The organism is Bradyrhizobium sp. USDA 4452 (genome assembly GCF_054063575.1).
Window position 1 is genome coordinate 2,034,119 of the sequence record NZ_JBSSGK010000001.1, and the last position, 12,298, is coordinate 2,046,416.

The 12,298-nt window shown below is 66.5% G+C and carries 13 protein-coding genes; 5 read left to right on the top strand and 8 right to left on the bottom strand.

The window, feature by feature from the left end:
- Nucleotides 1-43 precede the first annotated feature (43 nt).
- From ACVISU_RS09625 to ACVISU_RS09635, 3 genes are read left to right on the top strand one after another with little or no spacing between them, the layout of a single operon-like run.
- On the top strand, nucleotides 44-709 hold the full coding sequence (locus ACVISU_RS09625) for a chloramphenicol acetyltransferase (protein ID WP_456706775.1): 666 nt from the start codon (nucleotides 44-46) through the stop codon (nucleotides 707-709).
- Nucleotides 706-1,878 carry an alpha-D-ribose 1-methylphosphonate 5-triphosphate diphosphatase gene (locus ACVISU_RS09630; protein ID WP_456706776.1) on the top strand — a complete coding sequence of 391 codons (1,173 nt, stop codon included), beginning with the start codon at nucleotides 706-708 and terminating at the stop codon, nucleotides 1,876-1,878. The genes ACVISU_RS09625 and ACVISU_RS09630 overlap by 4 nt, the downstream gene beginning before the upstream one ends.
- A 20-nt stretch (nucleotides 1,879-1,898) precedes the next feature.
- Nucleotides 1,899-2,591, top strand: coding sequence for a DUF1045 domain-containing protein (locus ACVISU_RS09635; RefSeq protein ID WP_456706777.1), 693 nt, complete (start codon nucleotides 1,899-1,901; stop codon nucleotides 2,589-2,591).
- Here ACVISU_RS09635 and ACVISU_RS09640 read toward each other — a convergent pair.
- The gene (locus ACVISU_RS09640) at nucleotides 2,588-3,538 is read right to left on the bottom strand and encodes a LysR substrate-binding domain-containing protein (RefSeq protein WP_456706778.1); all 951 of its coding nucleotides are present in this window, start codon (nucleotides 3,536-3,538) and stop codon (nucleotides 2,588-2,590) included. The two genes, ACVISU_RS09635 and ACVISU_RS09640, sit on opposite strands and share 4 nt — an antisense overlap.
- Before the next feature lie 167 nt (nucleotides 3,539-3,705).
- Here ACVISU_RS09640 and ACVISU_RS09645 point away from each other — a divergent pair, with 167 nt between their 5' ends.
- Together ACVISU_RS09645 and ACVISU_RS09650 are read left to right on the top strand one after the other, a co-directional pair.
- Nucleotides 3,706-4,836: an aromatic ring-hydroxylating oxygenase subunit alpha gene (locus tag ACVISU_RS09645; protein WP_456706779.1), complete on the top strand. Its 1,131-nt coding sequence runs from the start codon at nucleotides 3,706-3,708 to the stop codon at nucleotides 4,834-4,836.
- A 32-nt stretch (nucleotides 4,837-4,868) separates the two neighbouring features.
- The gene (locus tag ACVISU_RS09650) at nucleotides 4,869-5,657 is read left to right on the top strand and encodes a crotonase/enoyl-CoA hydratase family protein (protein ID WP_456706780.1); all 789 of its coding nucleotides are present in this window, start codon (nucleotides 4,869-4,871) and stop codon (nucleotides 5,655-5,657) included.
- A 26-nt stretch (nucleotides 5,658-5,683) separates the two neighbouring features.
- Here the strand turns inward: ACVISU_RS09650 and hemC are convergent, their stop codons facing one another.
- The 7 genes from hemC to ACVISU_RS09685 all read right to left on the bottom strand — a co-directional run bounded on the left by hemC (nucleotide 5,684) and on the right by ACVISU_RS09685 (nucleotide 12,247).
- Nucleotides 5,684-6,655 (bottom strand): hydroxymethylbilane synthase, encoded by a 972-nt coding sequence (gene hemC / locus ACVISU_RS09655; protein WP_456710789.1) that lies wholly within the window; start codon nucleotides 6,653-6,655, stop codon nucleotides 5,684-5,686.
- Between the two features lie 103 nt (nucleotides 6,656-6,758).
- Nucleotides 6,759-7,379 (bottom strand): bifunctional nicotinamidase/pyrazinamidase, encoded by a 621-nt coding sequence (gene pncA, locus ACVISU_RS09660; RefSeq protein WP_456710790.1) that lies wholly within the window; start codon nucleotides 7,377-7,379, stop codon nucleotides 6,759-6,761.
- Entirely contained in the window at nucleotides 7,379-8,197 is an 819-nt protein-coding gene (locus ACVISU_RS09665) for an aspartate dehydrogenase (protein WP_456706781.1), read from the bottom strand. Before ACVISU_RS09665 ends, pncA begins: the two co-directional genes overlap by 1 nt.
- Nucleotides 8,197-9,612 carry a M20/M25/M40 family metallo-hydrolase gene (locus ACVISU_RS09670; RefSeq protein ID WP_456706782.1) on the bottom strand — a complete coding sequence of 472 codons (1,416 nt, stop codon included), beginning with the start codon at nucleotides 9,610-9,612 and terminating at the stop codon, nucleotides 8,197-8,199. The genes ACVISU_RS09665 and ACVISU_RS09670 overlap by 1 nt, the downstream gene beginning before the upstream one ends.
- Before the next feature lie 127 nt (nucleotides 9,613-9,739).
- Nucleotides 9,740-10,228, bottom strand: a complete 489-nt coding sequence (locus tag ACVISU_RS09675; protein ID WP_050401504.1) for a Rid family hydrolase — start codon at nucleotides 10,226-10,228, stop codon at nucleotides 9,740-9,742.
- Between the two features lie 19 nt (nucleotides 10,229-10,247).
- Complete coding sequence (locus tag ACVISU_RS09680; protein ID WP_456706783.1) at nucleotides 10,248-10,658, bottom strand: c-type cytochrome; 411 nt, start codon at nucleotides 10,656-10,658, stop codon at nucleotides 10,248-10,250.
- Nucleotides 10,655-12,247: an FAD-dependent oxidoreductase gene (locus ACVISU_RS09685; protein WP_456706784.1), complete on the bottom strand. Its 1,593-nt coding sequence runs from the start codon at nucleotides 12,245-12,247 to the stop codon at nucleotides 10,655-10,657. The genes ACVISU_RS09680 and ACVISU_RS09685 overlap by 4 nt, the downstream gene beginning before the upstream one ends.
- Nucleotides 12,248-12,298: the final 51 nt, after the last annotated feature.

The following is a 12,298-nucleotide window of genomic DNA, read 5'->3' on the forward strand; positions in this document are numbered from 1 at the left end:
CCCCCCGGAAGCACAAGATTCCTGATGATTTGCGGAGGCCCTGATGGCCGGAAAAACACTCTCGGTTGTGCCGACGATCGACCCGACCGCGGCGGTGCGCGAGAGCAAGCTCGGCAGATATACCGAGGTCGGCGCGCGCACGATCCTGCTTGAGGTCAGCATGGATGACTATTCTTACGTCGTGAACGACAGCCAGATCACCTACACCTCGATCGGCAAGTTCTGCTCGATCGCGGCGATGACCCGGATCAATCCCGGCAACCACCCGATGCATCGCGCGACCCAGGCGCATTTCACCTACCGCGCCAGCGCCTATTTTCCCGGCGAGAGCGACGACACCGACTTCTTCAACTGGCGACGTACGCATCATGTGAATATCGGCCATGACGTCTGGATCGGTCATGGCGCGGTCGTGCTGCCTGGGCGGAACATCGGAACCGGCGCGGTCGTCGCCGCCGGCGCGATCGTGACCAAGGATGTGCCCGCCTATACCATCGTTGCCGGTAATCCGGCGCGTCCGGTCAAGCGGCGGTTTTCGGACACGGTCGCGGATCGCCTCACCGCGCTCGCATGGTGGAACTGGGATCACGAAACACTTCGGCGTGCCCTGCCCGACTTTCGCAAGCTCGCGGTCGAGGAATTCCTCGACAAGTACGAGGCCGAGGCCGTATCCCAATCGCACGACAAACAACGGAGCGCCGCATCGTGACGGACATTTTCATTGAAGGCGGTCGCACGCTGGTTGACGGTGCCTTGGTCGAGACCTCGCTGCGGACCTCGGGCCGCGACATCGGCGCGCTCGACGCCGAGCAGGGCCGCGCCGCGCTCTACATCGATGCCGGCGGCCTCCTGGTGCTGCCCGGCATCATCGATTTGCATGGCGACGCGTTCGAGCGGCAGATGATGCCGCGCCCCGGCGTCGACTTCCCGACCGACGTGGCGCTGATCGACAGCGACCGGCAGGCGATCGCCAACGGCATCACCACCGTCTTCCATGGCACGACCTGGTCGTGGGAGCCCGGCCTGCGCAGCGCGGAGAATGCGCGCAAGCTGCTCGATGCGATCGAGGCGCTGCGGCCGCAGCTCGCCGCCGATACCCGCTTCCATCTGCGCCACGAGACCCATAATCTCGACGCCGAGGCCGAGATCATTCAATGGCTCGGCGAAGGCCGCATCGACCTGTTCGCCTTCAACGACCACAGCAACGTCAAGCCGAAGAAGCGCAACCAGCTGGCCGAACGCGCCGGGCTCTCGCTCGAGGCCGTCAACGACATGCTCGATCGGGTCGTGGCGCGTCGTCCCGAGGTGCCAGCCTCGATCGCGCGACTGGCTGCCGCTGCACGCGCGGTCAACATTCGGATGCTCTCGCATGACGACAACAGTCCGGCGATGCGCCAGGAGTTTCGCGCACTGGGCGCCACGATCGCCGAATTCCCCGTCAATGAAGAGACCGCGCGCGATGCCGCGGCCGCGGGCGACTTCATCGTGTTCGGCGCGCCCAATGTGGTGCGCGGCGGCAGCCACACCGGCTGGACCAGGGCATCCGACATGATCGCACACGGCCTCTGCTCGGTGCTGGCGTCGGACTATTATTATCCCGCGCAACTGCTCGCCGCCTTCCGCCTCGCCGGCGACGGCATCCTGCCGCTGACCAAGGCCTGGGACCTGATCTCGTCGGCGCCGGCACGCGCGGCAGGGCTCGCCGACCGCGGCGTGCTCGCTGCCGGCCGCCGCGCCGACATCATCGTCGTCGACGACAAGGTGCCGCTGCGGCCGCGCATCATCGCCGTGATCGCGGCGGGACGGCTGGTGCATCTGGCGGACGCGAACTGCCTCGTCCATTCACTGGCACCGCGCAAGACGGTTGCGGCAGCATAGTCAGGACCTATTCTGCCGCCATGGCCAACACTCCGCGCTACGCGATCTATTATGCGCCGTCACCCGACAGCGCCCTGCACCGCTTCGGCTCGACGCTGCTCGGCTACGACGCCGTGTCGGGCGACGACCTGCCGTTTCCCGCCGGCGTCACGCCCGACTGGCGCGAGGTGACGGAGGATCCGCGCAAATATGGTTTTCACGCCACGCTGAAAGCGCCGACCGTGCTCGCCGATGGCCGGAACGAGTTCGAGCTTCTCGACGCCTGCGCCGCCTTCGCCGGCCGTGCGCGGCGCATTCCGGTGATCGAACCTGTCGTCGATGCGATCAGCGGCTTCATTGCCGTGATCCCGTCGAGCCGTTCCGATGATCTGCAACAGCTTGCCGCCGACTGCGTCACCGAATTCGACACCTTCCGTGCGCCGCTCACGCCGCAAGATCGCGCGCGGCGCAAGCCCGAACGGCTCACGGAACGGCAGCGCGATTATCTCGATCGCTGGGGCTATCCGTACGTCATGGAGGAATTCCGCTTTCACATGACGCTGACCGGACGGCTGAGCGAGGAGCGGCGCGGCCCGATCGTGGCGCGGCTGCGCGAGCGCTTCGCGGCGATCGACCTTGCGACGCTCTCGATCGACCGCATCGCGCTGTTCAAGCAGACGGATGGCGCATCGCGCTTCCGGATCATCGGCAGCTGGCCGTTGCAGGCGAGCTAATTCGGCGGCGCCAGCTCGGCCAGCAACCACTTCTTGAATGTCTGCAGCGCACGATTGCGCTGCGCGCCCGGCGGATGAACCAGCCAGTAGCTGCCGGTCACATGGCCGACCGGCAGCAGCCGGCGGATCGTCCCGCGCCGTTCACTCTCGGCGATGAAGGGTTCGAGCGCGAGCGCAACGCCCGCGCCGCGTTCGGCGGCCTGCAGCGCGGCCACAAAGCTGTCGACCGAGACCGCGCGCGTTGCGAGCGGCACGGGCTCGCCGGCATGCCTGAACCAGAGCGGCCAGGCTGCGGGGAACGTCGTCACATGGATCAGCGCGGCGCGGCCGAGGTCGGCGGTGGTGCGCAGCTTCAACCGCCGCGCCAGCGCCGGCGCCGCGACCGGAACGGTCCTCACCTCCATCAGGCGATTTGCGACGACGCCTTCGGGCTTGTCGGGGCCGAAGCTGATGCCGGCATCAAAAGTCTCGGTATCGAAATCGACATTGCGGTTCGAGGTCTCGATCGCAAGATCGATCCCGGAATGCCGGGTGAGAAACGAGGATAGCCGCGGGATCAGCCAGGCCGACGCGAACTGCGGCAGCACCTTCAGCCGCAGCCGGTGCTGGCCGGCCGCCTCGACGGCCGACTCCGCCTGGGCCAGCAACGCGAATGCGCGACCGCTCGCAGCCGCCAGCTTCTCGCCGGCATGGGTCGGCCGAACGACGCGATGGGCGCGGTGAAACAGCGCGGCGCCGAGATGGACTTCGAGATTGCGGATGCGATGGCTGATCGCCGAGGCGCTGACATTCAGGACGCCGGCAGCCTCCTTGAAGCTGCCGAGCCTGACCGCGACGTCGAACGCTTGCAGGGCCAGGAGATGCGCCGGCCGAAGACTCGCTGCCGCGAGGTCGTCCCTTCCCTGCAATGGTCGCCGGCGCCCCGGCTTCGGGTTGTTCCTGCTCATGCGCCGATCCTAGCGGCCGGCCACTGTCGATGTCCCGCGAAAAATCAATTCGGATGAATGTCATTCATCCGAACCCGGTTCGTTTCGCTTGTCGCGCGAGGCTCAATGCGAAATCCTTTCGCTCGAAGCGGACCGGCGGCAAGCCCGGCCGACAGAGCGGGACGGCGATGACGACACAGCTCGCGGACGAAGCATCCATCGTCGATCGCATCCTCAGGCATATCGATACCAGATCAACCGATCTCAGCGACGGCGTCTGGCATGAACCCGTCGCGCATTATCTGTCGCAAGATCGCTTCGCGGCCGAGATCGAACATGTGTTCCGCCGCACGCTGACGCCGTTCTGCCCGTCGGCCGCGCTCGCCGAGATCGGCGCCTATGTCGCGCGCGACGCGGCGCTGACGCCCGTTGTCGCGATCCGCGGCGCAGACGGCATCGCACGCGCGTTCCGCAATGCGTGCCGCCACCGCGGCGTGCAGCTGGTCGACGGCGCCGGATGCCGGAAGGCGCTGACCTGCCGCTATCACGGCTGGACCTACGGCCTCGACGGCCGGCTCCGCGGCATCCCCGATGATTACGGCTTTCCCGGCCTCGACAGGAGCGCGCACGGCCTCGTGCCGGTCACCTGCATCGAGCGCGACGGCCTGGTGTTCGTCTCGCAGGACGGTCCCGCTGCCACGTCGGACGCCGGCGACATGCCGACGCTGTTCGGTGACGACTGGAAGCTCTACGCGACCACGACGCAGGAAGTCGAAGCCAACTGGAAGATTGTCGCGGAAGGGTTCCTCGAAGGCTATCACATCCGGTCGACGCATCAGGATACGTTCTATCCGCTGCAATACGACAATCTCAACGTGATCGAATCGTTCGGCCGCAACAGCCGGATCAGCTTCCCCTATCGGCGCATCGAGAAGCTGCGCAACGTACCGCCCGCCGAACGCAGGACGACTGGCATGCTGACGCATGTCTATCACCTGTTTGCGAACGTGATGCTGTCGACCTTCCCGACCAACCGGCTGATGACCGTGCTTGAGCCGCTGGCGGTGGACCGCACTCGGCTCGTCACCTATACCCTGTCGAACCAGATCGCCGCCGAGGATGGCCGCGCCGCGGTCGCCCAGGGACGCGACTTCGTCACCGCAGGCGCGGCCGAGGATCGCGAGATGGCCTGCGCCGCGCAGCGCGGGCTCGCAACCCGGGCCAATGCCCACTTCACCTTCGGCCTGTTCGAAGCCGCGATCAGGCGTTTTCACCAGAACCTGGCTGCGGCCATCGAGAGCCGCACGGACGCCCGCTGATCCGCTCCAACATTACCTATCGAGGACAGAGCATGCTGGACCATCCGGCCGTCAAATACCGAACCGAGCAGGCCATCGCGATCGTGACCATCGATCGCTATGACGAGGCGCGCAATGCGGTCAATCCGGAGACCGCGCAGGGGTTGGCGCAGGCGTTTCGTGCCTTCGACCGCGATCCGTCGCTGTCGGTCGCAATCCTGACCGGCGCTGGCGGCGCGTTCTGCGCCGGCTTCGACCTCAAGCGCACCGCGGCCGGTCATCGCGGCCACCGCGTCGAGAACGGCGACGGGCCGATGGGCCCGACGCGGATGAAGCTGTCGAAGCCGGTGATCGCCGCCGTGGAGGGGCCGGCCGTGGCGGGCGGGCTCGAGCTTGCGATCTGGTGCGATTTCCGCGTCGCAGCAACCGATGCCATCTTCGGCGTCTATTGCCGGCGCTTCGGCGTGCCGTTGATGGATCTCGGCACCGTGCGCCTGCCGCGGCTGCTCGGGCACAGCCGCGCGATGGACATGATCCTGACCGGACGCGGCGTCTCCGGCGAAGAGGCCGGGCGGATCGGGCTCGTCAACCGCGTGGTCGCGTCAGGCACGGCGCTCGCCGAGGCGCGCAGCCTCGCCCATGATCTGTGCCGTCTGCCGCAGGCGGCGCTGCGCAGCGACCGGCTCTCCGCGATCGAGCAATGGGAGCTCGGCTGGGAGCAGGCCACGCTGAACGAGTTTCGTCTCGGGCTTGCGACGGTCGCGAGCGGCGAGACCGAGGCCGGCGCACGCCGCTTCGCAGCGGGCAAGGGCCGCCACGGCGATTTCGCCGACATCGCCTGAGAAACCGATCGCGACGACGGCCGACGCTATTCCTCCACCCGGGTCCGCGCGATGATCTCGGCGGCGCCCTTCGCGAGCAGGTCCATGCCGACGGCGCGGCCGAGTTCGCGCGGCCGGTCCGCCGGTCCACGCCGGGTCACCTGGATGAAGCCGGCACCGGCCTCGTCGAGCACCGAGGCGCGCAGGGTCAGCTCGCCTCCGGCGAGCGTGGCGTGGCCGGCGATCGGCGAATTGCAATGGCCGTTGAGCACCCACAGCACCTCGCGCTCGGCCTCGGCGGCAAGCCGCGACGGCGCATTGTCGATTGCAGCAAGGCGCGCCCGCGTCGCCCAGTCGGTCTCGACGCACTCGACCGCAACGATGCCCTGGCCCACGGCCGGCAGCATCTCGTCGACGGAGAAATCATGGGCGATGCGCGCGGTCATGCCGATGCGCTCGAGGCCGGAACGCGCCATCACAAGCGCATCCGCCGGCCCCGCCTCGCCGCCATCGGGCAGCCGCTGCTTGTCGCCGCGATCCAGCTTTGCAACTCGCGTGTCGGCGGCGCCGCGATAATGGATCACGGTCGCTTCCGGAAACAGCCGGCGCAGATAGGCCGCGCGGCGCACCGCGTTGGTGCCGATCATGAAGCCCTTGCCGCGCGCGGCGCGGAGCGTCTCCAGCGACAGGCCCGGCCGCAGCACGAGACTGTCATTGGCGGCGTCGCGCGCCAGCATCGCCGCGAGGACGAGACCCGGCGTCTCCTCATTGCCCGGCACGTCCTTCAGCGAATGCATCGCCGCCTGCAGCGTGCCCGATCGCATGGCTTGGCGGATCTCGGCGACGAAGGCACCGCCCTTGCCGCCGTGACGCAGCAGCTTGCTGGTCTGGTCCTGGTCGCCGCGGGTCTCGAACTTGACGATTTCGACGGCAAGGTCGCTCGCCGAGGCGCGCAGCAGCCGCGCGACCTCGTCCGTCTGCGCGAGCGCCATCGCGCTCTTGCGCGTCCCTATCCGCAAAACCTGTCCCGACACGAAAGCTCCGCTGGCGTGATCATCAACGGCTGGGGATTAGAACAAAAGGTCAGTCAAAACAATGGTTTTTGCCCCGGCTTGGCCACGCTCAGGGAATCTCCTCGACCAGCGCCACGCCGGCCTCGCGCATCGCGGTGGTGGCAGCGGCAAGCGAACCGCCGAGATCGATGCCGCGGCAGCCCGGCAGCACGACCGCGGTCTCGAATCCGAGCCGCCGCGCATCGAGCGCCGAATACTGCACACAAAAATCCGTGGCGAGGCCGGCCATCACGACCCGCCTGAACCCACGCTCGCGCAGATAGCCGGCGAGCCCGGTCGGAGTTGTCCGGTCATTCTCGAAGAACGCCGAATAGGAATCGATCGCGGCCCGGAACCCCTTGCGGATCACGAGCTCGGCCCGCTCGGTCGCAAGGTCCGGACGAAACGCGGCGCCCGCAGTGCCCTGGATGCAATGATCCGGCCACAGCGTCTGCGGCCCATAGGGCATGGTGATCGATGAAAATGCCGCCGCGCCCGGATGCGAGGTCGCAAACGAGCTGTGACCCGCTGGATGCCAATCCTGGGTCAACACGACATGATCGAAGTGCGCCGCGAGCCGGTTGACCACGGGCACCACGGCATCGCCGTCGGCCACCGCCAGCGCGCCGCCGGGGCAGAAATCGTTCTGCACGTCGATGATCAGCAAGAGATCGTCGGGCTGGATGTGCATCACGTGCCGATCCGCAACGATGCGCGCAGCTTGCGCAGGCAGGCGATCACCGACAGCGCGGTGATGCGGCCGGTCTTGGGGTTGTCCGAGGGGATGTTCTCGATCATCATCGAGAACCGTGCGGAATCGGAATCGACCTCGATGCGGTGGGTGTTGCGCGTCACCGTCGGATCCGCCCAGATCTCGACCCTTGTGCGATCGGGGCCGATGCCGGCGAGCGACAGCGCCACGGCGACGTTGAGATTGGCCGGAAAGCCCTTTGCGGCGTCGCGCGCACTGCCCTCGAAGATGCGCAGCGGCTCGGTGATGCCTTCGATCCGGATGTTGTTCTCGACCAGATGCGGCGCGCCGACCAGGCCCGCGACCGGCTTTCTAGTCACCAGCTTCGCCGAATGGATGGTACCGATCGCCGCCGCGGTCACCGCATCGAGCCCGATCAGCGCGCCGGTCGGCACGATGATCTGGCCGCCATGGGCTTTGGCGAGATCGATCAGGTCCTCATTCTGCAACAGCGCGCCGACGCTGAGCACGACGGCGGTCTTGCCGCGCGCGACCACCGGCGCCACGATCGCGCGCACGACCTTGCTCGGCGCGCACTCGACCACGATGTCGGCGACATCAGCGAGCTCTTCGATCGGCACCAGCTTCGGCGCAGACTTGAGACCTTCGACCCAGGCGCGGTGCTTGTCGGGGCTGTTCGCGGACACCGCGACCAAGGTCAGGCCTTCGATGCTCCGATCGAGCGCCTTGACGACGTCCGTGCCGATTGCGCCGAGGCCGGCGACCGCAACCCGCGTCTTCGTCTTGCTGTCAGCCATCATTTCCCGCCAGCGAGCATTTTGACCAGACGATAGAGATATTCCTCGCCCTCGTAGAACGACTTGACCAGCACGCGCTCGTCCTTGCCGTGGGCACGGTTGTCGTCGACATCGGATCCTAGCCCGGAATGGCCGTAGGTCGGAATCCCGGCATTGCGCAGATAGCTGCCGTCGGTGGCGCCGGTGCTCATCACGGGGACGATTTCGGCATCGGGCCAGAACTTCGACAGCTTCTCGATCGATCCCATCACCTCCTCGTTCAGCGGTGACGGCGGGCTCAGAACGGCCTTGCCGGTCGGGGTCACCTCGATCTGCTTGTCGGCGAGCACCCGCTCAATCGTCGCCTCAACGCCTTCGACCGGCTCGCCGGGCAGGATCCGGCAGTTCACCTTGGCGGTTGCCAGCTGCGGCAGCGCATTGATGGCGTGGCCGCCCTCCAGCATGGTCGCGACACAGGTGGTGCGGAGCTGCGCGTTGTAGCCCGGATTCTCCGACAACCGCGCCAGCGCCGCCGGGTCAGGCTGCGGCGCAAGGATCGCCTTGATATCGTCGGCATGCGACTTGTCGACCTCGGCGGTCTTGGCGAAGTAGATCCGGGTCGTCTCGTTGAGATTCATCGGGAAGTCGTATTTGGAGAGCCGCACCAGGCCCTCGGCGAGCCGATAGATCGCATTGTCCTTGCGCGGCAGCGAGCTGTGGCCACCACGATCCTTCACCGTGAGCAGGTAGCCGATCGAGACCTTCTCGCTGGTCTGCACGCTGTTACGGATCGCCTTGCCGTTCTTCAGGCCGACGCCGCCGCCTTCGTTGAGCGCGAACTCGGCATCGATCAGGTCGCGGTGGTTCTTGATCAGCCACTGGATGCCGAGAGCGTTGGCATCGAGGATCTCCTCGTCGGTCTCGAGCGCGACGATGATGTCGCGATCGGGCTTGTAGCCCTCCTTCTTGTAGCGGATCAGATTGGTGATGAAGGCCGACGCCATATACTTGTCGTCGCCGGAGCCGCGGCCGTAGAAATAGCCGTCCTGCTCGGTGAGCTTGAACGGGTCGACCGTCCAGTCCTCGCGAAGCGCAGGGACGACGTCGATATGGGCAACCAGGAGGATCGGCTTGCGCGCGCCGGAGCCGTGCAGCCGCGCCACCAGATTGCCCTTGTGAGGCGCCGGCGAGAACACGTGCACGTCGCTCTCGGGGAAGCCCGCGGCCCGGAGCCGCGCGCCCATCGCCTCGGCCGCCTTCTGGGTGTCGCCGGTCGCGGTGGTCGTGTTGATCTCGACCAGCTCCTGGTAGATGCCGCGGGCGAATTGCTGCTGCTCGGTCAGTCCCTGCGCGCCGGCGCCGGACGCGAGCAGGAGCGGCGCGACCGCTGCCGCAAGCTGCAGCGATCGAACCATGTTTCGGGTCTTGTGCGACATCGTGCTCTCCCAGAATTCCACCATCTCGGGCGCGAATTCAGACAGGCAGCACGCGTTTTGGCAAGACGCCGAGCCCTTCAATTTCCGCGCGCATGCCCAGCGCTTTCGCGCACGCTATTTGGGGTCCTTATTTCGCATCCTTGACCGCGATCACCTCGATCTCGACCAGGAAGCCGGGATTGGCAAGTGCGGCGACGCCGACCACCGAGCGCGCCGGCAGGTTCGGCTGGCTGCCGCCGAAGAACTGGGTGTAGCCCTCCATGAAGGCCTTGAAGTCCATCGGCGCCGCCGCGCTGTGCACCAGGAATACCTGCATCTTGACGACGTCGCCCATGCCGAGCCCCTGGCCTTCCAGGATGGCCTTGATGCGGCCCAGCACGCCGACGGTCTGCGTCTTGGTGTCGCCATAGGCCTGCGGGCTCGACGGATCGGCATCCTTGTTGATGACCGGCGGCACCTGGCCGCTGACATAGACCGTCGTGGTGTTGCCGGTGACGGTCACGGCCTGCGCGATCGGGAATGTCGAGTTGGGAATCGGATGCCTGACCACGTCAGCCGAAGCGGCAGTTGCTATCGCCGACAGTGCGGCGCCCAACACGATACCGATGAACTTCATCGAACTCTCTCCAAAATGGTTAGCGGCGGGCGTCCTGGACGTCCTTGGTCGTCACCGCGTCCTGATAGCTGTTGCCGAAGTGCGTCCGCAGATAATTCACAACCGCGGCGACCTGACCATCGGTCATCATGTCGCCGAATGCCGGCATGCCGCGGCGGCCGTTGACGACGAGGTAGATCGGATAGCTGCCGGTTTCGAGACTCTTGTTGCCGGCGAGCGAGGGATAGCTGCCGGCGCCGCTCGCGCCCGTCGCATCCGGCATGTGGCAGCCCTGGCAGACATTGCCGAACAGCTCTTCGCCGGTCATTTCCACGAAACGATAGCCCGAAGAGAAGGTGCGCTTGCCCGCCCCGCTGTCCTCGCCAAGCGCCGCGGTCGCCGACATGAGCGCCAGCGCCGCGATCACGGATGTTGCTGTCCGCACCTTCATGTCTTCACCACACGTTCGTGCAATCGGGTAATGGCATCGAGCGCCGACAGGATGGCGCCCTCCTGCCAGGCCGGAAGCTGCGAAGCGTGCTCGCCCGCCAGCGCGATGCGGCCGTCGATCTGGCAGAGATTGCGGTAATGCTGCGCCCGTCCGGCTTCGGTCCACTCGCCGGCGCAGCCGAGCGTGAACGGCACCCGATGCCACGCCACCGCGACGCCGTTCTCGAACTCGCTCTTGTACTGCGGATGGATCTTGGCGCCGAACTCGACGGCGCTGGCGACCCGTTCGGCCGGTGTCATGGCGGTGAACTCGAAGGAATTGGCGCCCTCATACAGATAAGCGCCAAGCAGGACGCCGCGGCCGCCGCGGTTGAAGCCATAATTGGGATAACCGATATTGCGGATCGGCAGGTCGGTGTAGCTGATGCCGCCGTAGATCGCCTCGTCCTCTTCCCAGAACCGCCGCTTGAACTGCAGCCCGACCTTCACCGAGGCGGCGTAGGGCAAGGAATCGATCGCATTCTTCATCGGCCCGCTGACGTCGAGCGGCAGCTGGCTCAGGATCGGCAGCGGGATGGTGCAGATGCACCAGTCGGCGGTCGCCTGCTGCACCGCTGAGGGACTGGCGGTGTCGACATAGCTCACGGTGACGCCCGAGCCGTTCTGCTGGATCTGTGTCACCTTGGCGTTGTAGCGGATGAGATCGCCGACCTCGCGCACGAACGCCTTGCCGATCATGTCCATGCCGCCGACCGGCTGGAACAGAGTGGTCTGGAAATCGTAGCGCGCGTAGGACTGCAGATAGCGCCACATCCGCGACCGCAGCAGTTCCTGCAGCGAGACCGGGTCGCTGGGCAACGGATCGCCCATCAGGCCGCCGCCGGGATCGCGCGCATAACCGCGGACGTCGGCGGAGCGCAGATTGGCATTGTACTTGTAGTCGCGATCCAGCGCGCCCCAATCGCGCAGCGCCTGCAGCAGGATCTCCTGATCTTCCTTGCTGACGAACTCGTCGAGCCTGCCCTGCTGGCCGACTTTCGCCAGCAGCTCCGAAACCCCGCCCTGGAAATCCGCCTTGATGCTGCGAAAGCGTTGCGGCTTGCCGTCGAATGCGCGCGTCGCGTGCACATAGGCATTGTGGTTGAGCTGGATGAAGGGTTCCAGCGTCACGTTGAGCCGGCGGCAATAGTCGAGCAGCGCGCGATGATGATAGGGAATCCGCCACGGGCCGGGATTGAGATAGAGCCCCTGCTCGAACTGGCAGGTCTGCTTGAAGCCGCCGAGCTCGGTAAAGCTGTCGCCGCCGCGGATCGTCCAGTTGCGGCCGCCGGCGCGGTTGTTGAATTCGAGGATCTGGACCTTATAGCCGGCCTTGCGCAGCTCCAGCGCCGCCGTCATGCCGGCAAGCCCCGCGCCGAGAATCAGCACCGAAGCGCCCTTCACATCGCCCGCGAGCTTGAGCGGCCCCTTGTAGGCGGACTCGGATGCGAAGCCGAGGCTCGTCATCGCCTGATACATCGCCGAACTGCCGGCGATGGTCCCGATCAGCGCCAGCAAATCCCGCCGCCTGATCACAGATTCGTTCTGCACCCGCGTTCACCCAGCCACTGGTTTCGATGGCGAAGGGAAACGGTTGACGCG

Coding starts and splice junctions, on each gene's coding strand:
- ACVISU_RS09625 (WP_456706775.1), top strand. CDS start 44: ATGGCCGGAAAAACACTCTCGGTTGTGCCGACGATCGACCCGACCGCG.
- ACVISU_RS09635 (WP_456706777.1), top strand. CDS start 1,899: ATGGCCAACACTCCGCGCTACGCGATCTATTATGCGCCGTCACCCGAC.
- ACVISU_RS09640 (WP_456706778.1), bottom strand. CDS start 3,538: ATGAGCAGGAACAACCCGAAGCCGGGGCGCCGGCGACCATTGCAGGGA.
- ACVISU_RS09645 (WP_456706779.1), top strand. CDS start 3,706: ATGACGACACAGCTCGCGGACGAAGCATCCATCGTCGATCGCATCCTC.
- ACVISU_RS09650 (WP_456706780.1), top strand. CDS start 4,869: ATGCTGGACCATCCGGCCGTCAAATACCGAACCGAGCAGGCCATCGCG.
- pncA (WP_456710790.1), bottom strand. CDS start 7,379: ATGCACATCCAGCCCGACGATCTCTTGCTGATCATCGACGTGCAGAAC.
- ACVISU_RS09665 (WP_456706781.1), bottom strand. CDS start 8,197: ATGGCTGACAGCAAGACGAAGACGCGGGTTGCGGTCGCCGGCCTCGGC.
- ACVISU_RS09670 (WP_456706782.1), bottom strand. CDS start 9,612: ATGTCGCACAAGACCCGAAACATGGTTCGATCGCTGCAGCTTGCGGCA.
- ACVISU_RS09675 (WP_050401504.1), bottom strand. CDS start 10,228: ATGAAGTTCATCGGTATCGTGTTGGGCGCCGCACTGTCGGCGATAGCA.
- ACVISU_RS09680 (WP_456706783.1), bottom strand. CDS start 10,658: ATGAAGGTGCGGACAGCAACATCCGTGATCGCGGCGCTGGCGCTCATG.